The organism is Burkholderia sp. MSMB1459WGS (assembly GCF_001534535.1).
In the GTDB taxonomy this organism is placed as follows: domain Bacteria; phylum Pseudomonadota; class Gammaproteobacteria; order Burkholderiales; family Burkholderiaceae; genus Burkholderia.
This window is the reverse complement of the sequence record NZ_LPMU01000064.1, coordinates 40,370-66,633: the sequence shown is the minus strand read 5'-3', so window position 1 is coordinate 66,633 and position 26,264 is coordinate 40,370. Positions and strand designations below refer to the sequence as shown.

The window sequence follows — 26,264 nt, the reverse complement described above, 5'->3', positions numbered from 1 at the left end:
CCGCCCGGTGTGCAGGTGCAGCATCAGCACATCGACGCAGGCCCGCCGACGGTGAGCGCGATCTGGCGATCCGACGCTTCGCGTCGTTCTCCTTGCGGCGCGTGGTCGTCCGGTTTCGAGCCGCGTTGCATTGCATCGCCGCGACCGTAATGCTCCGTAATATAAGCAAACGAAAAGCCCGCTGCGCCCCTCCTTCGCCGACCTCTCTATTGCAACGCAACATTTGTTGTAACTCGTCGTATCGACCTGTGCTTGCCGCCTGCGGAGTCATTCCTCCGACAAACACCTCGCCGCCGCGGGCCGATCCACCCGCGTCGACATGTTTCAATCAGCGCGCGTCGGCCCCTCCCCGACGCATGTTGCGCGCACCCCGTCGTTTGGAGCGACACGCCTAGCGCCGGAGTTTGGCAAGCGCGCGCACCGGTCGTATAACAGGCAGAACCGGACGACGATCCGGCGGCCGCGCGCGTCGCGGACCACGAGGATTCGAACGATGTTGCATGCGGCCGCCCGCGGGCCGGCCGACTGGAGGGAGACAATGGCAATGACCGACGGACCGGCTTCGGGCTGGTCGGATGGCAAGCGTTATCTGTGGCTGCTCGGCGCGCTGACGATCACGCTGCCGATCCTCGCCGCGCAGCTCGCGCTGTCGACGGGCCTTCACGTGTTCTGGTGGTTCGGCCCGCTGTTCGCGTTCGGCGTGATCCCGATCCTCGACACGCTGATCGGCGACGATCGCGACAATCCGCCCGAAGCCGTCGTGCCGCATCTGGAACGCGAGCGCTATTACCGGCACATCGTCTATCTCGCGACTTTCGTCGAATACGTCGCGTTCTTCATGTGCGTGTGGATCGTCGGCACACATACGCTCGCGTGGTACGACTACGTCGGCTTCGCGCTCTCGCTCGGCGCCGCGACGGGCATCTCGATCAATACCGCGCACGAGCTCGGACACAAGACCGACCGCTTCGAACGCTGGCTCGCGAAGATCACGCTCGCGCCGGTCGCTTACGGCCACTTCTACGTCGAGCACAATCGCGGCCATCACGTGCGCGTCGCGACGGCCGAGGATCCGGCGAGCGCGCGCTACGGCGAGTCGTTCTGGGCATTCCTGCCGCGCACGGTGACCGGCAGCATCCGCTCGGCGTGGCGGCTCGAAAAGGGCCGCCTCGAACGGCTCGGGCATTCGCCGTGGACCTGGCGCAACGAAGTGCTGCACGCGTGGGCGATGACTGCGGTCGTGTGGGGCATCGCGATCGCGGTGGCCGGCAAGGTCGCGATCCCGTTCCTCGTGATCCAGGCCGTCTACGGCGCGTCGCTGCTCGAAGTCGTGAACTACGTCGAACACTACGGGCTCGGCCGTCGCAAGCTGCCAAGCGGCCGCTACGAACGCTGCACACCGCAGCATTCGTGGAACAGCAATCACGTCGTCACGAACCTGTTCCTGTACCAGTTGCAGCGACACGCCGACCATCACGCGAATCCGACGCGCTCGTACCAGGCACTGCGCCACTTCGACGATGCGCCGCAGTTGCCGGCCGGCTACGCGACGATGATCCTGCTCGCGTACGTCCCGCCGCTCTGGTATCGCGTGATGAACCCGCGCGTGGTCGCGCACTATCGCGGCGACATGGCGCACTCGAACATCAAGCCGTCGATCCGCGACAGGGTGCTGGCGCAGTATCCGGCGGCGGCGTGATCGTTCGGGATGGGGGAGAAGCCGGCGGACGCGGCTTGAAACGGTCGACGCGCCGGTTTTGCGCGCGCTCGGTGTGGCAGCTACGCCGTCACGCCTAATCGAACATGGTCCTTCTGCGGCGTGGCCGTGGCGCGCTCGACGAGCGCTGCGAAGATCCACGACCGCGATGACCTCAATCGGCAAAATAACCGTCAGGACTTCCGACGGTCGGTTCGTCGCCGGCGGGTGGGCTCGTCATGCAGCGAGACTGCATCGACGATGCGGCACGATCGTGCGCGCAGTGGAATCGCTATTGTCTCGGCACGACCCGATGCGCCGGTAGCCGGCCTGCCGTCGCCGCATCGGCAATCGACACATTGCACCGGCGGCTCAAAACGAAAAACCCCTTGATCCTTCCGGATCAAGGGGCTTCGTATTTTGGCGGAGAGGGTGGGATTCGAACCCACGGTACGGGGAAACCGTACGCCTGATTTCGAGTCAGGTACATTCGACCACTCTGCCACCTCTCCTTCCTTACTGCATTTCGCGGTTGGTCGTTTCCGCGAAAGAAAAGATTATAAAACGATCTTTTCTTGGCTGACAAGCCCCTTCGGCAAATTTTTTTGCAGGGCTTCGGAAGGCCCGCGTTACGACGCCTGTGCCGGCGCGTCGATCCGCTCGATGCCACCCATGTACGGACGCAGCACTTCCGGCACCGTGACCGAGCCGTCCGCGTTCTGGTAGTTCTCCAGCACCGCGACGAGCGTGCGGCCGACCGCCAGGCCCGAACCGTTCAACGTATGCACGAGCTCCGGCTTGCCTTGCGCGTTGCGGAACCGCGCCTGCATCCGGCGCGCCTGGAACGCCTCGGTGTTCGAGCAGCTCGAGATCTCGCGATAGGTGTTCTGCGCGGGCAGCCACACCTCGAGGTCGAACGTCTTCGCCGCCGAAAAGCCCATGTCGCCCGTGCACAGCGTGATCACGCGGTACGGCAGGCCGAGCTTCTGCAGGATCGCTTCCGCGTGGCCGACCATCTCGTCGAGCGCCGCGTACGACGTTTCCGGCGCGACGACCTGCACCATCTCGACCTTGTCGAACTGGTGCTGACGGATCATCCCGCGCGTGTCGCGGCCGTACGAACCGGCTTCCGAACGGAAGCACGGGGAATGCGCGGTGAGCTTGATCGGCAGCGCGGATGCGTCGACGATCGACTCGCGCACGGTGTTCGTCAGCGAAATCTCGGACGTGGAAATCAGGTATTGCGTGACCGTGTTTTCCGCGCCGCCCTTCTCGACGCGGAACATGTCGTCCGCGAACTTCGGCAACTGGCCCGTGCCGTACAGGATCTCGGGATTCACGATGTACGGCGTATACGTTTCGGTATAGCCGTGCTGCTGCGTGTGCGTGTCGATCATGAACTGCGCGAGCGCGCGGTGCAGGCGTGCGATCGGGCCACGCAGCATCGTGAAGCGCGCACCGGCGAGCTTCGCACCCGTCTCGAAATCGAGACCGAGCGGCGTGCCGACGTCGACGTGATCCTTCACCTCGAAGTCGAACTGGCGCGGCGTGCCCCAGCGGCGCACCTCGACGTTGTCGGCTTCGTCCTTGCCGACCGGCACGCTTTCGTGCGCGACGTTCGGCATGCCCAGCATCAGGTCGGACAGGCGCGCCTGGATCTCGCCGAGCTTGGCTTCCGACGCCTTCATGTCGTCGCCGATCCCGCCGACCTCGGCCATCACGGCCGACGTGTCCTCGCCCTTCCCCTTCATCGCGCCGATCTGCTTCGACAGGCTGTTGCGGCGCGCCTGAAGCTCTTCGGTGTGGGTCTGGATCGCGCGGCGCTCCGCCTCGAGGGCGGAGAACGCGGCGACGTCGAGGGTGTAGCCGCGATCGGCGAGGCGCTTGGCGACGCCGTCGAGGTCTTTGCGCAGCAACTGGATGTCGAGCATGGGAGGACTTGGAAAATCGTTGTGTAAGAAGGGAATTCTAACGCACCCCGCGGCCGCCACGGCACCGTCCGGACGGACGATGTCGCAAATGGGCGGCCATGGCAGTATCGCACTGGCGGTCCGCCGCATCGGCGGCCGGCGAACGGCCGAGCGCCTCGCGATGACGGATCGCAATACGCTCGCGATACGCCCGCGCCGGCTCGCGGCAACCGAATCGAGCGGAGCGCCGGCTCCGCGTCACAGCCTCCAGGGAATCCGATGACCATCGAACTCGACAAGGATCTACGCGACCGCGCGATCGCGTCGCTGCAACGTTATTTCACAGAAAACATGGACGAGCCGATCGGCAACATCCAGGCCGGCGCGCTGCTGCATTTCTTCGTCCAGGAAATCGCGCCGGCGATCTACAACCTCGCGATCGCCGACGCGCAGGAACGCCTGCATGCGCGAGTCGCCGAACTCGACATCGAATGCCACGAAGAGCCGTTCGAATACTGGAAGAAGCAACCGCCGGGCCGCAACAAGCGCTGACGCATCCGCGGCGGCGCAGGCCGGAGCGCCCCGCGCGGCGCCGTCAGTCCTTCTTGCCGGCCTCGCGATCGAGCTCGCGCAGCCATGCAAGCTTGTCGGCGATCTTCGATTCGAGCCCGCGCGGCACCGGCTGATACCAGCGCGGCTCGCGCATCCCGTCCGGCAGGTACGTCTCGCCGGCCGCGTACGCGTTCGGCTCGTCGTGCGCGTAACGATAAGCGTGACCGTAGCCGAGCTCCTTCATCAGCTTGGTCGGCGCGTTGCGCAGGTGCACGGGCACCTCGCGCGACTTGTCCTGCTTCACGAACGCCATCGCCTGGTTGAACGCGTTGTAGCCGGCGTTGCTCTTCGCCGCGCACGCGAGATAGATCACGGCCTGCCCGAGCGCGAGTTCGCCTTCCGGCGAACCGAGCCGCTCGTAGGTTTCGGCGGCGTCGTTCGCCACCTGCAACGCGCGCGGATCGGCCAGGCCGATGTCTTCCCATGCCATCCGCACGATGCGCCGCGCGAGATACTTCGGATCCGCGCCGCCGTCGAGCATCCGGCAGAACCAGTACAGCGCGCCGTCCGGGCTCGAGCCGCGCACCGACTTGTGCAGCGCCGAAATCTGGTCGTAGAAGTTGTCGCCGCCCTTGTCGAAGCGCCGCGCGTTCAGCGTCATCGCGCTGCTGACGAAATCGGCATCGATCGTCGCGACCCCGGCCGACGTCGCCGCCGTCTGCGCCTGTTCGAGCAGGTTCAGGAAGCGGCGCGCGTCGCCGTCCGCGTAGCCGACCAGCGTATCGATCGCCTTGTCGTCGAACGCGAGGCCGTCGAGCGCGATGTCCTGCGCACGCTTCAGCAACTGGCGCATCTCGTCGTCGTTCAGCGACTTCAGTACGTACACCTGCGCACGCGACAGCAACGCCGAATTGACCTCGAAACTCGGGTTTTCGGTCGTCGCGCCGATGAAGGTCACGAGGCCCGACTCGACGAACGGCAGCAGCGCATCCTGCTGCCCCTTGTTGAAACGGTGGATCTCGTCGACAAACAGGATCGTGTGGCGCCCGGTGCGGTTCAGCGTGTCCTTCGCCTGCTCCATCGACTCGCGGATGTCCTTCACGCCGCCGAGCACCGCGGACAGCGCGATGAACTCGCAGTCGAACGCGAGCGCAGTGAGCCGCGCGAGCGTCGTCTTGCCGACGCCGGGCGGCCCCCACAGGATCATCGAATGCGGCTTGCCCGATTCGAACGCGAGCCGCAGCGGCTTGCCTTCGCCCAGCAAATGCGTCTGGCCGATCACCTCGGCGAGCGTTTTCGGCCGCAGCGCCTCGGCGAGCGGCCGGCGCGGCTCGACTTGAAACAGGTCGGACATGAACCCTCGCTCCACATCAAACGATGGCGACCGAACCGGCCGCCGGACTCGACATTATGACAGCCGCACGACGGCGCCGCCGCGCCCGGTGTCCGGGCCGGTGCCCACCCACAGAAACGACACGGGCCTGCCGTCGCCGGCAGGCCCGTTGCGGAAAAGCAGCGCGCGGCGCCCGTCAGCCGTTGATCACGTCCGCGCCCTTCGGCACGACGAACTTGAACGTATCGCCCTTCAGCGGCGGGTTCGTCTGGATGTTCGTGAAGGTCAGCAGCGTCACGTTGCCGAACACGTCGTGCAGCTCCATCGCGGCGAGCGTGCCGTTCCGGAAGCCGATGCCGATCCGCTGGAACTGCGTGTCCTGCGCCTTCGGCAGCATCTCGAGCCACTCGATGCCGCCCTTCTCGCCGGCATCGCGCAACGTGTAGCTCTTGTCGAGATCGTTGCTGCCGAACAGGATCGCGGCCGGGCTCGCACCGAGTGCGCCGTTCAGCTTGCGCTCGGTGACCTGGTTCAGGTCGCGGTCGTACACGTACAGCTTGTCGCCGTCGGCCTGCAGCACCTGCTGGTACGGCTTCTGATACGTCCAGATGAATTTGCCAGGCCGCGAGAACACGAACGTGCCGCTCGAATTGTCGGTGGGCTTCGGCGCGGCCTGCGCGGCGCTCGCGCCCTTGGCCGGCGCCTTGACGATCTGCTGCGTGAAATCGCCCTTCGCCGAACGTACCTGCGACACGAAGGCCTTCAGTTGCTCGGTGCCGCCCGCGAACGCGTGCGTCGCCGCGAGCATCAGCGATGCGCCGGCGAGCGCCGCGCCGAGCCAGCGCCGCGTCGAACGAAGAGACATTGCGAACGAATGTTGCTGCATATTGCGGTTTTCTCCCTGGGTGGCCGGCGCCGCGGACTCATTCCGCGTCGCGCGCCGGCACAAGAATTTCGCGGTTGCCGCTCGACGACATCGCCGACACGAGCCCCGACTGTTCCATCTGCTCGAGCAGCCGCGCCGCGCGGTTGTAGCCGATCCGCAGATGACGCTGCACGAGCGAGATCGACGCGCGGCGGTTCTTGATGACGATCTCGACCGCCTGGTCGTACAGCGGATCAGACTCGCCGCCGCCTTCGCCGGTTCCCGCGCCGGCCGAGCCCTCGTCGCCGTCGGCGGTGCCGCCTTCGAGCAGGCCCTCGACGTAATTCGGCTCGCCCTGCTCCTTGAGCTTCTCGACGACGCGATGCACTTCGTCGTCGGCGACGAACGCGCCGTGCACGCGCACCGGCAATCCCGAGCCGGGCGGCAGGTACAGCATGTCGCCCATCCCGAGCAGCGATTCGGCGCCCATCTGGTCGAGAATCGTGCGCGAGTCGATCTTCGACGACACCTGGAACGCAATCCGCGTCGGCACGTTCGCCTTGATCAGGCCGGTGATCACGTCGACGGACGGCCGCTGCGTCGCGAGGATCAGGTGGATGCCGGCCGCACGCGCCTTCTGCGCGATCCGCGCGATCAGCTCCTCGACCTTCTTGCCGACGACCATCATCAGGTCGGCCAGCTCGTCGATCACGACGACGATGTTCGGCAGCCGGCCGAGCGGCTCGGGATCGTCCGGCGTCAGGCTGAACGGGTTCGGGATCTTCTCCTCGCGCTTCGCCGCCTCGTCGATCTTGTTGTTGTAGCCCGCGAGGTTGCGCACGCCGAGCTTGCTCATCAGCTTGTAGCGGCGCTCCATCTCCGCGACCGTCCAGTTCAGCGCATGGCCGGCCTGGCGCATGTCGGTGACGACCGGGCACAGCAGGTGCGGAATGCCTTCGTAGACGCTCATTTCGAGCATCTTCGGATCGATCAGGATCAGGCGCACCTGCTCGGCGGTGGCCTTGTACAGCAGCGACAGGATCATCGCGTTGATCCCGACCGACTTGCCCGAACCGGTCGTACCGGCCACCAGCAGGTGCGGCATCTTCGCGAGATCCGCGCACACCGGCTTGCCGCCGATGTCCTTGCCGAGGCTCAGCGTCAGCGCCGACGCTGCGGCCGCATACACCTCGGAGCCGATGATCTCAGACAGGTGCACCGTCTGGCGGCGCTGGTTCGGCAGCTCGAGCGCCATGTAGTTCTTGCCGGGAATCGTCTCGACCACGCGGATCGACACGAGCGACAGCGAACGCGCGAGATCCTTCGCGAGGTTGACGATCTGGCTGCCCTTCACGCCGGTGGCCGGTTCGATCTCGTAGCGCGTGACGACCGGGCCCGGATACGCGGCGACGACGCTCGCCTCGACGCCGAAGTCCTTCAGCTTCTTCTCGATCAGGCGCGACGTGAATTCGAGCGTATCGGCGGAAATCGCTTCCTGCGTCTTCGGCGCGGGATCGAGCAGCGACACCGGCGGCAGCGTCGAATCGCCCGGCAGGTCGGTAAACAACGGCACCTGGCGCTCGCGCTCGACGCGCTCGGACTTCGCGGGCGTGACGACCGGCGGCACGATCGTCACCGGCTCGTGATCCTCGATGCGCACGCGCTCCTCTTCGACCTTGCCTTCGCGGCGCACCGCCGCGGCCTCGCCGAGCTTGCGGTCGCGCTCGGCCTCGCGGCGCAGCTTCGCGACGTTGACCGCGGACAGGATCGCGCCGCCGACCCGCTCGGCGACCGACAGCCACGAGAAGCGGAAATACAGCGACAGGCCGATCGCGAGCGCGATCAGCAGCAACAGCGTGCCGCCCGTGAAGCCGAACGCATGCGACATCGCACCCGCGACGGCCTCGCCGACGACGCCGCCCGGCGCACGCGGCAACTGCACCTTCAGCGACCACATGCGCAGCGCCTCGATGCCGTCGCAGGCGAGCACGACCAGCACGAACGCAAGGATTTCGGTCAGCCAGCCGATCGGGCGCTCCGGTTCGTCCGGAATCGCGTCGTGGCGCGTGATGCGGCGGTAGTTGACGGCGATGCGCCGCCCGAGCGGCACGATCAGCCAGTAGGCCGACAGGCCGAACAGCAGCAGGATGATGTCGGCCGTCCACGCGCCGACGCGGCCGGCCCAGTTCGAGATGTGATCGACCTGGGCGGCATGCGTCCAGCTTGGATCGCGCCGGCTGTAGCTCAGCAGGGCCATCACCAGAAAGGCGCAGAGCGCGACCTGGAGAATCCAGCGGATCTCCGTGAGGAGCTTCGACATCCGGTGCGGCAACGCCTGTGCCTGGGCGGAATAAGGAGCTTTTGCCATGAATCCGTATAAAGAGGACGGGCCGTGCGCCCGCCTGTCGTTCGATCGCGCTTATTGTAAACGCTGCACCGCGCCGCCAAGTGTAAATGACGGTTACATAAGAGGGTCGGGATCACGCATCGAGCGGATACCGGGATACCGCGCGTGCGAGCCCGACACGCGCCGGCCCGTCACTCGCGCTCGACTGTGGCAGTGCGCCGCCCGATGCGGCGGTGCCGGAGGTCGTCGCTGGCGCCCCGCCCTGCTTGCCGCGCCGGCCGGCCGCCCGCGAGACACTATCGTCGCGATTGAAACTCTCGTTCGGCAGCGCAGCAACGGGGCCTTTATAATGCGCGTCTGATACCCATCTATGACGGCATCCCGGTCAACCCGGATCGTACGGCGAGCCCTACCCCGCCCGCCGCGGCCGCCTTTTACGGATTCGCACATGTCCACGCCCAAACACGCCAAAGTCCTGATTCTCGGTTCCGGCCCCGCCGGCTACACGGCCGCCGTCTACGCGGCACGCGCCAACCTGTCGCCGGTGCTGATCACCGGCATCGCGCAGGGTGGCCAGCTGATGACCACGACCGACGTCGAAAACTGGCCGGCCGACGCGAACGGCGTGCAGGGTCCGGAGCTGATGGCGCGCTTTCTCGAGCATGCCGAGCGCTTCAACACCGAAATCGTCTTCGACCACATCCATACCGCGAAGCTGCACGAGCAGCCGATCCGCCTGATCGGCGACTCGGGCGAATACACGTGCGACTCGCTGATCATCGCGACCGGCGCGTCGGCGCAGTATCTCGGCCTGCCGTCCGAGGAAGCGTTCATGGGCAAGGGCGTGTCGGCCTGCGCGACCTGCGACGGCTTCTTCTATCGCGGCCAGGAAGTCGCGGTGATCGGCGGCGGCAACACGGCCGTCGAGGAAGCGCTCTACCTGACCGGCATCGCGAAGAAGGTCACGGTGATCCATCGCCGCGACAAGTTCCGCGCGGAGCCGATCCTGATCGACCGCCTGCTGGAGAAGCAAAAGGAAGGCGTCGTCGACATCAAGTGGGATCACGTGCTCGACGAGGTGACGGGCGAGGAATCGGGCGTCACGGGCCTGCGCATCAAGAACGTGAAGACCGGCGCGACGGAAGACCTGCACGTGCAGGGCGTGTTCGTCGCGATCGGCCACAAGCCGAACACCGACCTGTTCCAGGGCCAGCTGGAGATGAAGGACGGCTACATCCTGACGAAGAGCGGCCTGCAAGGCAACGCGACGTCGACGAGCGTGCCGGGCGTGTTCGCCGCGGGCGACGTGCAGGACAACGTGTACCGCCAGGCGATCACCAGCGCGGGCACGGGCTGCATGGCCGCGCTCGATGCGCAGCGCTACCTGGAAAGCCTGCACGACAAGAAGTAAGCCGGGAGCGTTGCCGCGCCGGACGCTACAATGGCGTCCGCTGCCGCGAAGCGGGCTCGACCGGAAAGCCGCTGCCGCCGCGCAGCGGCTTTTTTTGTGCCCGCGCGCCCGAACGCGCCTGCCCCGTTACCGAATCATGGCGAAGAACCAGCCCCATCCGAGCGATCCCGCGAAGCGGAAGATCGCTGCCCGTCCCGTGACCCCGGCGCCCGAGGCGCCGCCGCGCGCGCCCGATGCGGCCGCGTTGCGCGGCCAGGGCCTCGCGGGCCTCGGTGCGTTGCGCAAGTCGCTGCAAGGTGAAGCCGATCGTCGCGAACGCGCGCGTATCGAAGCCGCGAAGGCCGAGCGCAAGGCGGAAGCCGACGCGAACCTGTTCCGCAACGAAATCGGCGCGATCCGGCCGCTGAACGCGCCGCCGCGCGCGTCGTCCGGCCGCATGCCGCCCGACCCGGTGCCGAAACAGACGCAGCGCGACGAGGAAGCCGTGCTGAACGCGACGCTGTCCGACGAATTCGATCCGGAGACGCTGCTCGACAGCGACGAATCGCTGTACTACCACCGCCCCGGCATCAGCCGCGAGGTGGTGCGCAAGCTGAGGAGCGGCGCATGGATCGTGCAGGCGCAGATCGACCTGCACGGCATGCGGCGCGACGAAGCGCGCGATGCGCTCGCCGAATTCATCCGCGAAGCCGGCAAGAAAGGGCTGCGCTGCCTGCGCGTGATCCACGGCAAGGGGCTCGGCTCGATCGGCAAGGAGCCCGTGCTGAAGGGCAAGGTGCGCGCATGGCTCGTGCAGAAGGAAGAGGTGATCGCATTCTGCGAGGCCCGCGGCCACGACGGCGGCGCGGGCGCGGTGCTGGTGCTGCTGCAGCCGCACGCGACGCCGGCCGACCGGGGGCCGCGTGCCGCATCCTAGGCTGACGCTCGCGATCGCGGTACTGGAGGCGATCGCCACGCTGGCCTTCGCGATTTCGGGGTTCATCGAGGCACGCAAGAACCGCCTCGACTCGGTCGGCACGTTCGTCGTCGCGCTCGCGACCGCATTCGGCGGCGGCACGCTGCGCGACATCCTGCTCGAGCGCCGGCCGTTCTACTGGGTCGTGCACGACGACTACGTGATCGCCATCTTCGTGCTCGCGCTGTTCGCGCCGTTCGTGCTGCGGATGCTGTCGCGGCTGTCGGCCGAACGGCTGCTGCTGATCGCCGATGCGATCGGGCTCGGCATCTTCAGCATCTCGGGCACGGCGATCGCGCTCGACGCCGAGATGCCGCGCTTCATCGCGGTGATGATGGGCGTGATTACCGGCGTGGTCGGCGGGATCGTCCGCGACGTGCTGTGCAACGACATCCCACTGATCCTGCGCGATTCGCGGCCGTATGCGACCTGCGCGTTCGTCGGCTGCTGGTTCTACCTGCTGCTCGTGTGGCTGCAGTTCGACTCGGTGTACAGCGTGCTGCTCGCGACCGGCTTCATCCTCGTCGCACGGCTCGCGACGTTCAAGTTCGACGTGCGGTTGCCGCACTGACCGACGCCTCCGCCGACGCGTCGGCTGCATCGCCGAAACGAAAAAGGGGCCGTTCGAAACGGCCCCTTCTCCTTCGTTCAGCGCGAACGCCGCGTCACGCGATCCGCTCTTCCGACGCCGGATCGAACAGCACCGCCTTCGACACGTCGAACAGCAGCGACTGCGTCTGCCCCGGCTGCGGGTTCGCGGCCGGATGCACGCGGCTCACGATCCGCTTGCCGTTCACTTGCGCGAACACGTGCGTGTCGGGGCCGGTCGGCTCGGTCACGTCGACGCGCACGTCGATCGGCTGCAGCCGCGACGCCTCGCCGTTGTGCGCGCTGCGCGCATCGGTGATGCGCTCCGGACGCAGCCCGAGAATCACTTCGCGGCCGACGTGCGACTTCAGCTTCGCCGCGTCGAACGGCAGGAGCAGCGCGCTGCGCGCGAGGCCCGTGTCGATCTCGAGCGCGATCCCGCTGCCCTGCTCGACCAGGCGGCCGTTGATGAAGTTCATCGGCGGCGCACCGATGAAGCCCGCGACGAACAGGTTCGACGGCGAATCGTAGATCTCCTGCGGCGCGCCGAACTGCTGGACGACACCGTCCTTCATCACCGCGATGCGATCGCCGAGCGTCATCGCCTCGATCTGGTCGTGCGTCACGTAGACGATCGTCGTGCCGAGGCGCTGGTGCAGCAGCTTGATTTCCGCGCGCATCTCGATGCGCAGCTTCGCGTCGAGGTTCGACAGCGGTTCGTCGAACAGGAACAGCGACGGATCGCGTGCGAGCGCGCGGCCCATCGCGACGCGCTGGCGCTGGCCGCCCGACAGTTGCCCCGGCTTGCGGTCGAGCAGATGCTGGATCTGCAGCATCTGCGACACGCGCTCGACGATCTGCTGCTGCTCGTTCTTCGGTACCTTGCGGATGTTCAGCCCGAACGAGATGTTCTCGCGCACCGTCATCGACGGATACAGCGCGTACGACTGGAACACCATCGCGATGTCGCGATCCTTCGGCGACAGGTCGTTGACGACCTTGCCGTCGATGCAGATCTCGCCGCTCGTCACGGTCTCGAGGCCGGCGATCATGTTGAGCAGCGTCGACTTCCCGCAGCCCGAGCCGCCGACCAGGATCAGGAACTGTCCGTCCTCGATCTCGATGTCGACACCCTTCAGGACCGGCACCCCGTTCGGGTAGGTCTTGTACACGTCACGGATGGAAAGGCTTGCCATGCTGTGAATCCTCTGTCTCGTCTCGCGCGGCGCGCTCCGGCGCCGCGTCGGGTTCGTTTCGATGCGCCGCGCGTCCTGCGCGGCCGGTTCGTCGTATCGGATAAAGCCGCGCTTACCCCTTCACCGCGCCCGCCGTCAGCCCGCGCACGAAGTAGCGGCCGGCGACGATGTAGACGAGCAGCGTCGGCAGCGCGGCGATGATCGCGCCGGCCATGTCGACGTTGTATTCCTTCACGCCCGTCGACGTGTTGACGAGGTTGTTCAGCGCCACCGTGATCGGCATCGAATCGACGCCGGAGAACACGATCCCGAACAGGAAGTCGTTCCAGATCTGCGTGAATTGCCAGATCAGGCACACCATGAAGATCGGCAGCGACACCGGCAGCAGGATCTTCGTGAAGATCGTGAAGAAGCCCGCGCCGTCGATGCGCGCGGCCTTCACGAGTTCGGCCGGCACGCTCACGTAGAAGTTGCGGAAGAACATCGTCGTGAACGCGATCCCGTACACGACGTGCACGAACACGAGGCCCGGAATCGTGTTGGCGAGGCCGAGCATCCCCTGCAGGCGCGCCATCGGCAGCAGGATCACCTGGAACGGGATGAAGCAGCCGACCAGCATCATCGTGAACAGCGCGTCCGCGCCGCGAAAGCGCCAGTGGGTGAGCACGTAGCCGTTGAACGCGCCGATCAGCGACGAGATCAGCACGGCCGGAATCACCATCTGCAGCGAGTTCAGGAAGAACGGCTTCATCCCGTCGCAGCGCACGCCGGTGCAGGCGCCGCTCCATGCCTTCACCCACGGGTCGACGGTCCACGTGGTGGGCGGCGTCAGCAGGTTGCCGGTGCGCAGCTGGTCGAGGTCCTTGAACGACGTCGACAGCATCACGTAGATCGGGAACAGGAAATACAGCGCGAACAGGATCAGTGCCGCATAGATCACCGCCCGGCTGATCGTCATCTTAGGCTGCATTGCGGGTGCTCCTCGATTCCATATACATCAGCGGCACCAGCACCGCGACCACGGTCGCGAGCATCATCACCGAGGACGCTGCGCCCAAGCCCAGCTGGCCGCGATTGAACGAAAACGTGTACATGAACATGGCCGGCAGCGACGACGACGTGCCCGGGCCGCCTGCCGTCAGCGCGACGACGAGGTCGAAGGTCTTGATCGTGATGTGGCAGAGGATCAGCAGCACCGAGAAGAACACCGGCCGCATGCTCGGGATCACGATCTTGCGGTAGATGGTCGGCAGCGTCGCGCCGTCGACCTGCGCGGCCTTGAAGATCTCGCCGTCGACGCCGCGCAGCCCCGCGAGGAACAGCGCCATCACGAAGCCGGTCGACTGCCACACGGCCGCGATCACCACGCAGAAGATCGCCTTGTCCGGATCGTCGAGCCAGCCGAACGAGAAGCTCGTCCAGCCCCAGTCGTGCATCACCTTCTCGAGGCCGAGCCCCGGGTTCAGGATCCACTGCCACGCGGTGCCGGTGACGATGAACGACAGCGCCATCGGGTACAGGAAGATCGCGCGCAGCGCGCCTTCGTTGCGGATCCGCTGATCGAGCAGGATCGCGAGGAACAGCCCGAGCGCGACGCAGATCGCGATGAACGGAATCCCGAACCAGCCGAGGTTCGCGGCGGAAGTCCACCACACGTCGTTCTGGAACAGGTCCGTGTAACGGCCGAAGCCGTCGAATTCGTAGTTGGGCAACAGCCGCGAATTGGTCAGCGACAGATAGCCGGTAATCAGGATGAAGCCGTAGATGAACACCACGGCGATCGCGACGCTCGGCGCGAGCACGAGCTTCGGGATCCAGCGATCGGCGAAGGCCGACATCGGCGACGTACGCCGTGCGGCGGCAGCGCCGGATCCGTTTCCGCTAAGAGGGGCAGCCACTTGATTCGACTCCTGGAACGAGGGCGGCGCAGGCCGGGCCGGCGCCGGGTACGGCACGAGCCCGCGGGCGAGCCCGTTTGCTGCACATGCAAAAACGCCCGGCCGATGAAGCGTTTCCGGCCGGGCGCCTGGCGCGCGTTACTTGACCTTCGCGGCCTTCGCGAGCGCGGCGACCGCGCTCTTCGAATCCTGCTGCGAGTTCATGAACTTCGTCACGACGTCCGTGATCGCGCCGGCGGTCGCATCGCCTTGCGCCATGCCGTGCGCGAGCGACGGTACGAAACCGCCCGACTTGATCGCGGTCTGCTCGTCGGCATACGACTTCTTCGCGCAGTCGTCGAACTTGTCCATCTTCACGCCGAGACGCACCGGCACCGAGCCCTTCAGCAGGCTGAACTGCTCCTGGAAGTCCGGCGTCATAATCGTCTTCGCGAGCGCGAGCTGGCCCGGCGTCGCGTTCTTCTCGCCCTTCTGCTGGAAGAACACGAACGAATCGACGTTGAACGTGTATGCGTTCGCCGTGCCCGGCACCGGCGCGCAGATATAGTCTTTGCCCGACTTCTTGCCGGCGTTCTCGAACTCGCCCTTCGCCCAGTCGCCCATGAACTGCATGCCGGCCTTGCCGTTGATGACCATCGCGGTCGCGAGGTTCCAGTCGCGGCCGTTACGGCCGGTGTCGAAGTAGCCCTGGATCTTGCGCACCGTGTCGAACACCGACAGCATCTGCGGCGACGTCAGCGTCGCCTGGTCGAGATCGACCAGCGCCTTCTTGTAGAACGCCGGGCCCTGCGACAGCACGACGTCTTCCCACAGCGTCAGGTCCTGCCACGGCTGGCCGCCCATCGCGATCGGCTGGATGCCCGCGGCCTTCAGCTTGTCGGCCACCGCGAAGAATTCGGGCCAGGTGGTCGGCACCTTCGCGCCGACCTTGTCGAGCGCGGCCTTGTTGATGTACAGCCAGTTGACGCGGTGCACCGAGAACGGCGCGGCGACGGTGTGGCCCTTGTACTTGATGATCTTGTCGATTTCCGGCGGCAGGTTCTGCTTCCAGTCGCCGGCGGCCGAGTCGATGTTGACGAGCACGCCCTGGTCGGCCCAGTCCTGGATCAGCGGGCCCTTGATCTGCGCGGCCGACGGCGCGTCGCCGCTGATCACCTTGGTCTTCAGCGCGGTCATCGCCGCGGCGCCGGCGCCGCCCGCGACCGCGAAGTCCTTCCACACGTAGCCCTGCTTCTGCACGTCGTCCTTCAGCACGCCGACGGCCTTCGACTCGCCGCCCGAGGTCCACCAGTGCAGCACGGTTACGTTTTCGGCTGCCTGCGCCGCCACGGCGCCAGCCATCAGGCCTGCGGCGCAGAGCGCGCCCATGATCGAGCGAACTTTCATTACTTATCTCCTCCAGACTGAATCAACTCGTGAAGTTCCCTGACCGGGAACCGGCTTCTTGATAACGACGGGGAAATCGAGCCGCGGGACGCATGCAGCGTACGGGCCGATGACCGGCCGGGCTCTTACAGAAAGCGTGAATCGAGATTCAACGGCGTGTCTCCTCTTTGTGTTTCTGGCCCGCCGCGATGCAGCACGAGCCCGGGGCTCGACGGCGCGCGGACGATGCGCTTCGTCAATGTCCGATAACATTCGGCACAAGGCGTTCCCGGAAGCGAAGCTCGCGCAGCTCATCGACCGCACTTCTTTTTTTCTTCACCCAGGTGCTACCCCTTGCGGCGGATTGTAGTTAAACTACAATTCAGTGTCAAAAATATTTTTATCGCACTACGGATCGCTTCCCAGCACCCCAACACGGCGGAGACACATGCATACCGATTCCAGCTTTACCTTCGTACTTTTCGGCGGCACCGGCGATTTGTCGATGCGCAAGATCCTGCCCGCGCTGTTCGAAGCGCACCGCGGCAACATGCTCGCGGAAGGCGGCCGGATCATCGCCGTCGCGCGACACGAATCGGACCGGGCCCACTATCTCGAGTGGGTCGACACGCACGTGAAACCGCATGCGGCGAAGGCAGCCGGCAACGCGTTCGACGAAAGCGCCTGGAAGTCATTCCTCGAGCGCATCGAATACGTGAACCTCGATCTCGGCCGCGCGGAGGACTACGTCGTGCTGCGCGACGCGATCGCGCATCTGCCCGGCATCCGCGTGTTCTACCTCGCGACGGGCCCGTCGCTGTTCGTGCCGATCTGCAAGGCGCTCGCGTCGGTCGGCCTGAACGAAGGCTCGCGCATCGTGCTCGAGAAGCCGCTCGGCTACGACCTGAAGTCGTCGAACGCGATCAACGACGCGGTCGGCGAGATCTTCGCGGAAGGCCAGATCTACCGGATCGACCACTACCTCGGCAAGGAGCCGGTACAGAACCTGCTCGCGCTGCGCTTCGGCAACGCGCTGTTCGAGCCGCTGTGGCGCCGCGAATGGGTCGAGAGCATCCAGATCACGATCGCCGAGGAGCTCGGCGTCGAAGCGCGCGGCGATTTCTACGACAATACGGGCGCGCTGCGCGACATGGTGCAGAACCACCTGTTGCAGTTGCTGTCGATCGTCGCGATGGAGCCGCCGCATTCGATGGATTCCGACTCGGTGCGCGACGAGAAGCTGCGCGTGCTGCGCGCGCTGAAGCCGGTCGATCCGCGCGATATCGGCAAGGTCGCGGTGCGCGGCCAGTATCATGCGGGCGTGATCAAGGGCGTGCAGGTGCCGGCCTACGCGACCGAGCCGGGCGTGAAGCCCGACAGCCAGACCGAAACCTTCGTCGCGCTGAAGGTCGAGATCGAGAACTGGCGCTGGGCCGGCGTGCCGTTCTTCCTGCGCACCGGCAAGCGTCTGGCCGACCGCGTCGCGGAGATCGTCGTCAACTTCCGCCCGGTGCCGCACTCGGCGCTTGGAGCCTCCGCGCTGCGCCCCGGTGCGAACCGTCTCGTGATCCGGCTGCAGCCGAACGAGACGATCCGCCTGTACTGCCTCGCGAAGCAGCCGGGCGAAGGGATGAATCTCGCGAGCGTGCACCTCGACCTCGCGTTCGACCAGTTCTTCAAGGAAGGGCAGATGGAGGCGTACCAGCGCCTGCTGCTCGACGTGATCAACGGCCGGCTCGCCCTCTTCGTGCGTCGCGACGAACAGGAAGCCGCATGGCAGTGGGTCGAGCCGATCCTGAACGAATGGGCGCGCACGCTGAAGCCGCCGAAGCCGTACGCGGCGGGCACGTGGGGGCCGGCCGCGTCGAGCGCGATGCTCGCGCAGCACGACACCTGCTGGCTCGAAGAAGAAAACTGATGCAACCCGTTGCCGCGTACGCCACCGTACGCGGCAACACGCTTCACGATTCGTATGATTTGAACAGACAAAGCAGTCCGGAGGAGATGTGATCGAGATCCACGCTTTCGACACCCAGGAAGCGCAAAGCGAAGCGCTCGCGCGCGCCGTCGGCGACGCGCTGCGCGCGGCGCTCGCCGGCCCCGCGCGCCCGACGCTCGCGGTGTCCGGCGGCACCAGCCCGCGCCCGTTCCTGCACACGCTGTCGCATGCGGCGCTCGACTGGGCCGGCGTCGACGTCACGCTGGTCGACGACCGCTGGGTGCCGGACGACGACGCGGCGAGCAACGCGCAACTCGTGCGCGACACGCTGCTGCAGCACGCGGCGGCCCCTGCCCGCTTCCTGCCGCTCGTCGACACGCGCACCACGCTCGACGCGCAGGTCGCCGCGCTCAACGCGAACGCCGATTACCGCGTGCCGACCGTCGCGGTGCTCGGCATGGGCGAGGACGGCCACACCGCGTCGATCTTCGCCGACGCGCCCGAATGGGACCACGCGATCACGACGCCCGAGCGTTTCGTCGCCGTGCATCCGGGCGCGGCGCCCCATGCACGCGTGAGCTATTCGCTCGATGCGCTCAAGCGCGTCGAGCGGCTGTTCCTGCTGATCGCGGGTGCCCGCAAGCGCGACGTGCTCGACGCCGCGGCCGCGTCGCTGCAGAAGAACGCGATTTCCCAACTGGCCAACGACAAGGGGACCCAGCTCGATGTCTACTGGTGCGCAAAGTAAGGCGGTCGTCGCGGGTCAGCATGCCGACGGCCCGCGCCTGCTCGCGGACGTCGGCGGCACCAACGCGCGTTTCGCGCTGGAAACCGGCCCGGGCGAGATCACGCAAATCCGCGTGTATCCCGGCGCCGACTATCCGACGATCACCGACGCGATCCGCAAGTATCTGAAGGATGTGAAGATCAGCCGCGTGAACCACGCGGCAATCGCGATCGCGAACCCGGTCGACGGCGATCAGGTCACGATGACCAATCACGACTGGCGCTTCTCGATCGAGGCGACGCGCCGCGCGCTCGGCTTCGACACGCTGCTGGTCGTCAACGACTTCACCGCGCTCGCGATGGCGCTGCCCGGCCTGACCGATGCGCAGCGCGTACAGATCGGCGGCGGCACGCGCCGCCAGAACAGCGTGATCGGGCTGCTCGGGCCCGGCACCGGGCTCGGCGTGTCGGGCCTGATTCCGGCGGACGACCGCTGGATCGCGCTCGGCAGCGAAGGCGGTCATGCGTCGTTCGCGCCGCAGGACGAGCGCGAGGATCTGGTGCTGCAATACGCGCGCAAGAAATTTCCGCACGTATCGTTCGAACGCGTGTGCGCGGGCCCCGGCATGGAGATCATCTACCGGGCGCTCGCCGCGCGCGACAAGAAGCGCGTCGCCGCGTCCGTCGATACGGTGGAGATCGTCGAGCGCGCGCATGCGGGCGACGCGCTCGCGCTCGAGACGGTCGAATGCTTCTGCGGGATTCTCGGCTCGTTCGCCGGCAGCGTCGCGCTGACGCTCGGCGCGCTCGGCGGCGTCTATATCGGCGGCGGTGTCGCACTGAAGCTCGGCGAGCTGTTCACCCGCTCGTCGTTCCGTGCGCGCTTCGAGGCGAAGGGCCGCTTCGCGCACTATCTCGCGAACATCCCGACCTACCTGATCACCGCCGAATACCCGGCGTTCCTCGGCGTGTCGGCGATTCTCGCGGAGCAGTTGTCGAATCGTTCGGGCGGCGCGTCGTCTGCCGTGTTCGAGCGGATCCGCCAGATGCGCGACGCGCTGACGCCGGCCGAGCGCCGCGTCGCCGATCTCGCGCTGAACCATCCGCGCTCGATCATCAACGACCCGATCGTCGACATCGCGCGCAAGGCCGACGTGAGCCAGCCGACGGTGATCCGCTTCTGCCGCTCGCTCGGCTGCCAGGGTCTGTCGGACTTCAAGCTGAAGCTCGCGACCGGTCTCACCGGCACGATTCCGATGAGCCACAGCCAGGTGCATCTTGGCGACACGGCCACCGACTTCGGCGCGAAGGTGCTCGACAACACGGTGTCCGCGATCCTGCAACTGCGCGAGCACCTGAATTTCGAGCACGTCGAAAACGCGATCGAGATCCTGAACGGCGCGCGGCGTATCGAGTTCTACGGGCTCGGCAATTCGAACATCGTCGCGCAGGACGCGCACTACAAGTTCTTCCGCTTCGGGATTCCGACGATCGCGTACGGCGACCTGTACATGCAGGCCGCGTCGGCCGCGCTGCTCGGCAAGGGCGACGTGATCGTCGCGGTGTCGAAGTCGGGGCGCGCGCCCGAGCTGCTGCGCGTGCTCGACGTCGCGATGCAGGCCGGCGCGAAGGTGATCGCGATCACGTCGAGCAACACGCCGCTCGCGAAGCGCGCGACCGTCGCGCTCGAGACCGACCACATCGAGATGCGCGAATCGCAGCTGTCGATGATCTCGCGGATCCTGCATCTGCTGATGATCGACATCCTCGCGGTCGGTGTCGCGATCCGTCGCGCGTCGACCAACGGCGAACTGCCCGAGGCCGTCGCGCAGGCGAAGGCGCGCGCCACCGACGACGAAACGGCCGACGTGCTCGACTGGCTGAGCCACGGCGCGTCGCCGGCGGCGAAGGACGTCGCGCGGGACTGACGCGCGGCACGGCAGCCGCCGCTGCCCGCGTCCCGACGAAAAACGCCACCGGCGCATCGCGCGCGGTGGCGTTCTTCATTGCGCGGCCCGGCTGGCGGGGCAGCTCAGGCGCCCGCTTTCACCGGCCGGCCGTGCCAGCGCAGCACGAGGCAGCGCCCGGCGAAACACAGCAGGCCCGACACGCCGATCGTCACGCCCATCGCGAACGGCGTGCCGTCCGCGAGCGCGCCGATCGCGACGCTCGCCAGCGCGCCGAGCGCGAGCTGCATCGCGCCGAACACGGCCGCCGACGCGCCCGCGTTGTGCGGATAGCGGTGCATGAGGTCGGTCGTGCAGTTCGCGGACAGGATCCCGACCACGCCGACGACGAAGAACAGGCACACGACGATCGACCACAGCCCGCCCCACCCCGTCAGCGCGACGAGCGCGACCGCGAGCGACGCGATGCAGCTCACGAGCGACGCGGCCGCGATGATGCGCAGCGAACCGATGCGGCCGACGAGGCGCGTGTTCGCGAAGTTGCCGATCATGATCCCGACGACGTTCAGGCCGAACAGCAGCCCGTAGTGCTGCGGCGACACGTGGAAATACTCGATGTACACGAACGGCGTCGCGGTGATGTACGAGAACATCGACGCGAACGCCATCCCGCCGCACAGCATGTGCCCCCATGCGACGGGGTCGGACAGGATGCGCCCGTACGATGCGAACGACGCGAGCACGGCCGCGCTCTTGCGCCGCTCCTTCGGCCAGGTTTCGGGCACCCGCAGATACGCGGTCGTCGCGCAGATCGCGCCGAACGCGGCCAGCACGACGAACACGCCGCGCCAGCCGGAGAAACGCAGGATCTGGCCGCCGATCAGCGGCGCGAGCAGCGGCCCGACCGCGGTGACGATCGCGACCATCGACAGCACCTTCGCCGCGTCGCTCGGCTCGTGCGCGTCGCGTGCGATCGCACGCGCGAGCACCGACGCGGCGCCGGCGCCGAGCGCCTGCAGGAAGCGCACGACGATCAGCATGTCGATCGAGCCCGACACGAAGCAGCCGACGCTCGCGAGCGTGAACAGCGCGATGCCGCCGAGCAGCACGGGCCGGCGGCCCCACGTGTCGGACAGCGGGCCGTACAGCAGCATCCCGATCGAGAAGCCGGCCATGAAGCTGGTCAGCGTGCGCTGCGCAGCGCCGGGGCTGACGGAGAAGCCGGCGGCGATCGACGGCAGGCTCGGCAGGTACATGTCGGTGGCGATCGGCCCGCAGGCCGCGAGCGCGCCGAGCAACAGGATCAGCCGGGCATCGGGCCGGCGCCGGACGACGTGGGACATGGGTATCCGGAATGGGAGTCCGCGTGCATCGGGGCGCGCGTGACGGTGAAGACGGGAAGCCGCACCGCAAGCGGCGCGTTCAGGCCCATGATTGTACGCGCAACTTTTTTGCGTGCCTCGGACCGCGTGCGGCGGCCGGGGAGCCGCCCACGCGCGTCGCGTGCACCCGCGAGCACACGGGCGGATTCGATTAAGCTTGCGGCTTCCCGCCGCGCTTGTCCGATCCATTCGACGTACGACCGAACCGATGACCGCTTTCCTGCTGATCTGGAGCCCCAAGAAATGGCCGTGGCCCGAACTGCCCGACGTCGCCGCACGCGTGAAGGCCGGCGAGGCCGTGCATGACGTGTGGGGCTGCGGCTTCGCGCGCGGCATCCTGCCGGGCGACCGCGTGTTCCTGCACCGCGTCGCGAAGGAGCCCAAGGGCGTGTTCGGCTCCGGCTACGTGACACGCGCACCGTACGAGGTGCCCGATCCATCGACCAGGCGCGGCTACCGGCTGTGCATCGACTTCGTGTACGACTGGCTGGTCGACGCGCATCAGGACGTCGTGATTCCGCGCGACGCGCTGCGCGTCCATCCGTATTCGGTGCAGACCTGGGATGCGCAGACTTCCGGCACGTCGATCAAGCCAATGGTCGAAGGTCCGCTCGAAAAGCGCTGGGCCGAGCTGACCGGCAAACGCAAGCCGCCGCGATAACCGAAAACCGGGTCGAATCTGGCCCGCATTGCCGGCCCGGCAATTCCCTGCGCGCCGAAAGGCCGCGGACCGGCGGCGGGCCTGCCTCGCGTGTCTCCGGTACAATCGGACGATCGTTCCGCCCAGGCGCCGCGGCCCGTGCACAGGCCCCCGCGCCGTTCTCTCGCAGGTTTCGCTCATGTCCAACAATCAGATCCTCTTCGAACGCGCCCAGAAGACCATTCCGGGCGGCGTCAACTCGCCGGTGCGCGCGTTCCGTTCGGTCGGCGGCACGCCGCGCTTCGTCGCGCGCGCGCAGGGCCCGTATTTCTGGGATGCCGACGGCAAGCAGTACATCGACTACATCGGTTCGTGGGGCCCGATGATCGTCGGCCACGTCCATCCGGAAGTGCTGTCGGCCGTGCAGAACGTGCTCGCCGACGGCTTCTCGTTCGGCGCGCCGACCGAAGCCGAGATCGAGATCGCCGAGGAAATCTGCAAGCTCGTGCCGTCGATCGAGCAGGTGCGGATGGTGTCGAGCGGCACCGAGGCCACGATGAGCGCGCTGCGTCTCGCGCGCGGCTTCACGGGCCGCAGCCGCATCGTCAAGTTCGAGGGCTGCTACCACGGCCACGCGGACAGCCTGCTGGTCAAGGCCGGCTCGGGCCTGCTGACGTTCGGCAATCCGACGTCGGCAGGCGTGCCCGCCGACATCGCGAAGCACACGACCGTCCTCGAATACAACAACGTCGCCGCGCTCGAGGAAGCGTTCGGCGCGTTCGGCGACGACATCGCCGCGGTGATCGTCGAGCCGGTGGCCGGCAACATGAACCTCGTGCGCGGCACGCCCGAATTCCTGAACGCGCTGCGCGCGCTGTGCACGAAGCACGGCGCCGTGCTGATCTTCGACGAGGTGATGTGCGGGTTCCGCGTCGCGCTCGGCGGCGCGCAGGCGTACTACGGGATCGCGGCGGACCTCACCTGCCTCGGCAAGGTGATCGGCGGCGGGATGCCGGCCGCCGCGTTCGGCGGCCGCCGCGACATCATGGCCCACCTCGCGCCGCTCGGCGGCGTGTACCAGGCCGGCACGCTGTCGGGCAACCCGATCGCGGTCGCCGCGGGCCTGAAGACGCTGCAGCTGATCCAGGCGCCGGGCTTCTACGACGCGCTCACCGCGCAGACGAAGCGGCTCGCCGACGGCCTCGCGGCCGAAGCGCGCGCGGCCGGCGTGCCGTTCGCGGCCGACTCGATCGGCGCGATGTTCGGCCTGTACTTCGCCGAGCGCGTGCCGGGCAGCTTCGCGGAAGTCACGAAGAGCGACATCGCGCGTTTCAACCGCTTCTTCCACCTGATGCTCGACGAGGGCGTGTACTTCGCGCCGTCGGCCTACGAGGCGGGTTTCGTGTCGAGCACCCACGACAACGCGGTGATCGACGCGACGCTCGCGGCCGCGCGCCGCGCGTTCGCGGCACTCGCCGCCTGAGCCGGGGCCGCGCGCATGTTCTCGGATACCGATTTCGCCCACATGCAGCGCGCGCTCGCGCTCGCCGCGCACGGCATGTACACGACCGCGCCGAATCCGCGCGTCGGCTGCGTGATCGTCAAGCACGGCGACGTGATCGGCGAAGGCTTCACGCAGCCGGCCGGCCAGGATCACGCGGAAGTGCAGGCGCTGAAGGACGCGCGTTCGCGCGGCCACGACGTCGCGGGTTCGACCGTGTACGTGACGCTCGAACCATGCAGTCATTTCGGCCGCACGCCGCCGTGTGCGAACGCGCTGATCGACGCGCGCGTCGCGAAGGTCGTCGCGGCGATGGAAGACCCGAACCCGCAAGTGTCGGGCCGCGGCCTCGGGATGCTGCGCGACGCGGGCATCGACGTGCGCTGCGGGCTGCTCGCGCACGAGGCCGGCGAGATGAACATCGGCTTCGTGTCGCGGATGACGCGCGGCCGCCCGTGGGTACGGATGAAGACCGCCGCGTCGCTCGACGGCCGCACCGCGCTGCCGTCCGGCGAAAGCCAGTGGATCACCGGCGAGGCCGCGCGCCTCGACGGGCACGCGTGGCGCGCACGCGCGTGCGCGATCCTCACCGGCATCGGCACCGTGCGCGAGGACAATCCGCTGCTGACCGTGCGCGGCATCGACACGCCGCGTCAACCGCAACGCATCCTCGTGGACAGCCGCCTCGACCTGCCGCTCGACGCGCGGCTGCTCGAAGGCGCGCCGCTGCTGATCTTCTGCGGCCGGCTCGACGCCGCCGGCGAAATCCGCGCAAACGTGCTGAAGTCGCGCGGCGCGGAAGTCGTGCCGCTCGCGAATGCGCACGGCAAGGTCGACCTGCCCGCGATGCTGGCGGCGCTCGGCGCGCGCGGCGTCAACGAGCTGCACGTCGAGGCCGGCCACAAGCTGAACGGTTCGCTGCTGCGCGAACGGTGCGTCGACGAATTGCTGGTGTATCTGGCGCCGAGCCTGCTGGGCGCCGACGCGGCCGGCATGTTCGATCTCGCCGCGCCGGCGAGCCTCGATGCGCGCACCCGGCTGTCGTTCCACGGTATCGAGCGGATCGGCGACGACTTGCGGATCCTCGCGCGGCTCGCGCCGCCCGACGCCGCTCACTGAACGGAATCGTCACGATGTTTACCGGAATTGTCGCGGCTGTCGGCCGCATCGAATCGATCGCCCCGCTCGGCACGTCGGCCGACGCCGGCGTACGCCTGACCGTGCAGGCCGGCGGGCTCGACCTGGCCGATGTCGCACTCGGCGACAGCATCGCGATCCAGGGCGCGTGCATGACGGTGATCGAAAAGACCGACACCGCCTTCGACGTCGACGTGTCGCGCGAAAGCCTGAACCGGACGGTCGGCCTCGCGCAGCCCGGCGAAGTGAATCTCGAGAAGGCGCTGCGCGCGCATGATCGCCTCGGCGGGCATATCGTGTCGGGCCACGTGGACGGCCTCGGTACCGTGTCGCGCTTCGCGCCGGTCGGCGAGTCGCACGAACTGCGGATCGTCGCGCCGCGCGAACTCGGCCGCTATCTCGCGTACAAGGGCTCGATCACGGTGAACGGCGTGAGCCTGACCGTCAATACGGTCGACGATCGCGCGGACGGCTGCGAATTCTCGATCAACCTGATTCCGCATACGGTCGAAGTCACGACGCTGCGTCACGTGAAGGCCGGCGACAAGGTCAATCTCGAAGTCGACATGATCGCGCGGTACGTGGAGCGGATGCTGTCGTCGTCGCAGGGCGTGCATCAGGACTGATCGGCCGGCGCCGTCCGGTGCGGGAAATGACGGCTGGCGGTTCGCCCGGCATGGTTCAGGCGTCGCCGCCTCCTCCTCGCTCAACCGCTCGCCGGCCGCCCGCCCGATCGTGTGCGTGGGCCGAGCGGGCTTCGCCGCGCTTTGCTCCCACCCTACTTCGTGCCGGGCCGCGCCGTCGCCGGCCATCCGATACGCCGCCATCGGATCGCGTTCGGTCGTTGGCCGTTTGGCCAGCCGACACCTGGCCAAACGGCCAACGACGCGCACGGGTCATGCCGTCGCGCTAAGAT

The 26,264-nt window shown here is 67.3% G+C and carries 21 protein-coding genes and 1 tRNA gene; 12 read left to right on the top strand and 10 right to left on the bottom strand.

All coding sequences use genetic code 11. From position 1 onward, the window contains the following. The first annotated feature begins 538 nt into the window (after positions 1–538). Positions 539–1,699 (top strand): alkane 1-monooxygenase, encoded by a 1,161-nt coding sequence (locus WT97_RS25075; RefSeq protein WP_059499919.1) that lies wholly within the window; start codon positions 539–541, stop codon positions 1,697–1,699. Between the two features lie 418 nt (positions 1,700–2,117). Here WT97_RS25075 and WT97_RS25070 read toward each other — a convergent pair. Both WT97_RS25070 and serS read right to left on the bottom strand, forming a co-directional pair. Continuing rightward, positions 2,118–2,208: transfer RNA gene (locus tag WT97_RS25070), tRNA-Ser, on the bottom strand. Between the two features lie 117 nt (positions 2,209–2,325). Then, positions 2,326–3,627: a serine--tRNA ligase gene (serS, locus tag WT97_RS25065; RefSeq protein ID WP_059499918.1), complete on the bottom strand. Its 1,302-nt coding sequence runs from the start codon at positions 3,625–3,627 to the stop codon at positions 2,326–2,328. 258 nt (positions 3,628–3,885) lie between these two features. Between serS and WT97_RS25060 the strand changes: the two genes are divergently transcribed. After that, complete coding sequence (locus WT97_RS25060) at positions 3,886–4,158, top strand: DUF2164 domain-containing protein (RefSeq protein ID WP_059499917.1); 273 nt, start codon at positions 3,886–3,888, stop codon at positions 4,156–4,158. 43 nt (positions 4,159–4,201) lie between these two features. Here WT97_RS25060 and WT97_RS25055 read toward each other — a convergent pair whose 3' ends face one another. The 3 genes from WT97_RS25055 to WT97_RS25045 form a co-directional block, all read right to left on the bottom strand. Beyond that, positions 4,202–5,512, bottom strand: coding sequence for a replication-associated recombination protein A (locus tag WT97_RS25055; protein ID WP_059499916.1), 1,311 nt, complete (start codon positions 5,510–5,512; stop codon positions 4,202–4,204). 175 nt (positions 5,513–5,687) lie between these two features. Next, positions 5,688–6,377, bottom strand: coding sequence for an outer membrane lipoprotein chaperone LolA (gene lolA, locus WT97_RS25050; protein WP_059499915.1), 690 nt, complete (start codon positions 6,375–6,377; stop codon positions 5,688–5,690). A 37-nt stretch (positions 6,378–6,414) separates the two neighbouring features. Further along, positions 6,415–8,724 carry a DNA translocase FtsK gene (locus WT97_RS25045; RefSeq protein WP_059499914.1) on the bottom strand — a complete coding sequence of 770 codons (2,310 nt, stop codon included), beginning with the start codon at positions 8,722–8,724 and terminating at the stop codon, positions 6,415–6,417. Positions 8,725–9,151: 427 nt separating this feature from the next. On the opposite strand from WT97_RS25045, the gene trxB reads away from it, so the two are divergent. From trxB to WT97_RS25030, 3 genes are all read left to right on the top strand, one after another. After that, positions 9,152–10,114: a thioredoxin-disulfide reductase gene (gene trxB, locus WT97_RS25040; protein WP_059499913.1), complete on the top strand. Its 963-nt coding sequence runs from the start codon at positions 9,152–9,154 to the stop codon at positions 10,112–10,114. A gap of 136 nt (positions 10,115–10,250) precedes the next feature. Beyond that, positions 10,251–11,030, top strand: coding sequence for a Smr/MutS family protein (locus WT97_RS25035; RefSeq protein ID WP_060354607.1), 780 nt, complete (start codon positions 10,251–10,253; stop codon positions 11,028–11,030). After that, on the top strand, positions 11,017–11,640 hold the full coding sequence (locus tag WT97_RS25030; protein ID WP_006491172.1) for a trimeric intracellular cation channel family protein: 624 nt from the start codon (positions 11,017–11,019) through the stop codon (positions 11,638–11,640). The genes WT97_RS25035 and WT97_RS25030 overlap by 14 nt, the downstream gene beginning before the upstream one ends. Positions 11,641–11,734: 94 nt before the next feature. Here WT97_RS25030 and WT97_RS25025 read toward each other — a convergent pair whose 3' ends face one another. From WT97_RS25025 to WT97_RS25010, 4 genes are all read right to left on the bottom strand, one after another. Next, positions 11,735–12,853 (bottom strand): ABC transporter ATP-binding protein, encoded by a 1,119-nt coding sequence (locus WT97_RS25025; protein WP_059499910.1) that lies wholly within the window; start codon positions 12,851–12,853, stop codon positions 11,735–11,737. Positions 12,854–12,965: 112 nt separating this feature from the next. Next, complete coding sequence (locus tag WT97_RS25020) at positions 12,966–13,823, bottom strand: carbohydrate ABC transporter permease (RefSeq protein WP_011544828.1); 858 nt, start codon at positions 13,821–13,823, stop codon at positions 12,966–12,968. Further along, the gene (locus tag WT97_RS25015; RefSeq protein WP_059499909.1) at positions 13,813–14,751 is read right to left on the bottom strand and encodes a carbohydrate ABC transporter permease; all 939 of its coding nucleotides are present in this window, start codon (positions 14,749–14,751) and stop codon (positions 13,813–13,815) included. Before WT97_RS25015 ends, WT97_RS25020 begins: the two co-directional genes overlap by 11 nt. A gap of 138 nt (positions 14,752–14,889) precedes the next feature. Then, positions 14,890–16,137 (bottom strand): ABC transporter substrate-binding protein, encoded by a 1,248-nt coding sequence (locus WT97_RS25010; RefSeq protein ID WP_059499908.1) that lies wholly within the window; start codon positions 16,135–16,137, stop codon positions 14,890–14,892. 427 nt (positions 16,138–16,564) lie between these two features. Here WT97_RS25010 and zwf point away from each other — a divergent pair, with 427 nt between their 5' ends. From zwf to WT97_RS24995, 3 genes are all read left to right on the top strand, one after another. Beyond that, entirely contained in the window at positions 16,565–18,034 is a 1,470-nt protein-coding gene (zwf, locus tag WT97_RS25005; protein WP_059499907.1) for a glucose-6-phosphate dehydrogenase, read from the top strand. A gap of 88 nt (positions 18,035–18,122) precedes the next feature. After that, entirely contained in the window at positions 18,123–18,803 is a 681-nt protein-coding gene (gene pgl, locus WT97_RS25000) for a 6-phosphogluconolactonase (RefSeq protein WP_059791594.1), read from the top strand. Then, positions 18,781–20,709 carry a bifunctional transcriptional regulator/glucokinase gene (locus WT97_RS24995; RefSeq protein ID WP_059499905.1) on the top strand — a complete coding sequence of 643 codons (1,929 nt, stop codon included), beginning with the start codon at positions 18,781–18,783 and terminating at the stop codon, positions 20,707–20,709. The genes pgl and WT97_RS24995 overlap by 23 nt, the downstream gene beginning before the upstream one ends. Positions 20,710–20,813: 104 nt before the next feature. Here the strand turns inward: WT97_RS24995 and WT97_RS24990 are convergent, their stop codons facing one another. Further along, positions 20,814–22,031 (bottom strand): Bcr/CflA family multidrug efflux MFS transporter, encoded by a 1,218-nt coding sequence (locus tag WT97_RS24990; RefSeq protein ID WP_059499904.1) that lies wholly within the window; start codon positions 22,029–22,031, stop codon positions 20,814–20,816. Positions 22,032–22,278: 247 nt separating this feature from the next. On the opposite strand from WT97_RS24990, the gene WT97_RS24985 reads away from it, so the two are divergent. The 4 genes from WT97_RS24985 (at position 22,279) to WT97_RS24970 (ending at position 25,974) form a co-directional block, all read left to right on the top strand. Beyond that, entirely contained in the window at positions 22,279–22,731 is a 453-nt protein-coding gene (locus WT97_RS24985) for a hypothetical protein (RefSeq protein WP_059499903.1), read from the top strand. Between the two features lie 178 nt (positions 22,732–22,909). Continuing rightward, on the top strand, positions 22,910–24,193 hold the full coding sequence (gene hemL / locus WT97_RS24980; protein WP_060354606.1) for a glutamate-1-semialdehyde 2,1-aminomutase: 1,284 nt from the start codon (positions 22,910–22,912) through the stop codon (positions 24,191–24,193). A gap of 15 nt (positions 24,194–24,208) precedes the next feature. Next, positions 24,209–25,330, top strand: a complete 1,122-nt coding sequence (gene ribD / locus WT97_RS24975; protein ID WP_060354605.1) for a bifunctional diaminohydroxyphosphoribosylaminopyrimidine deaminase/5-amino-6-(5-phosphoribosylamino)uracil reductase RibD — start codon at positions 24,209–24,211, stop codon at positions 25,328–25,330. A gap of 14 nt (positions 25,331–25,344) precedes the next feature. Continuing rightward, entirely contained in the window at positions 25,345–25,974 is a 630-nt protein-coding gene (locus WT97_RS24970) for a riboflavin synthase (protein WP_059499900.1), read from the top strand. Positions 25,975–26,264 lie beyond the last annotated feature (290 nt).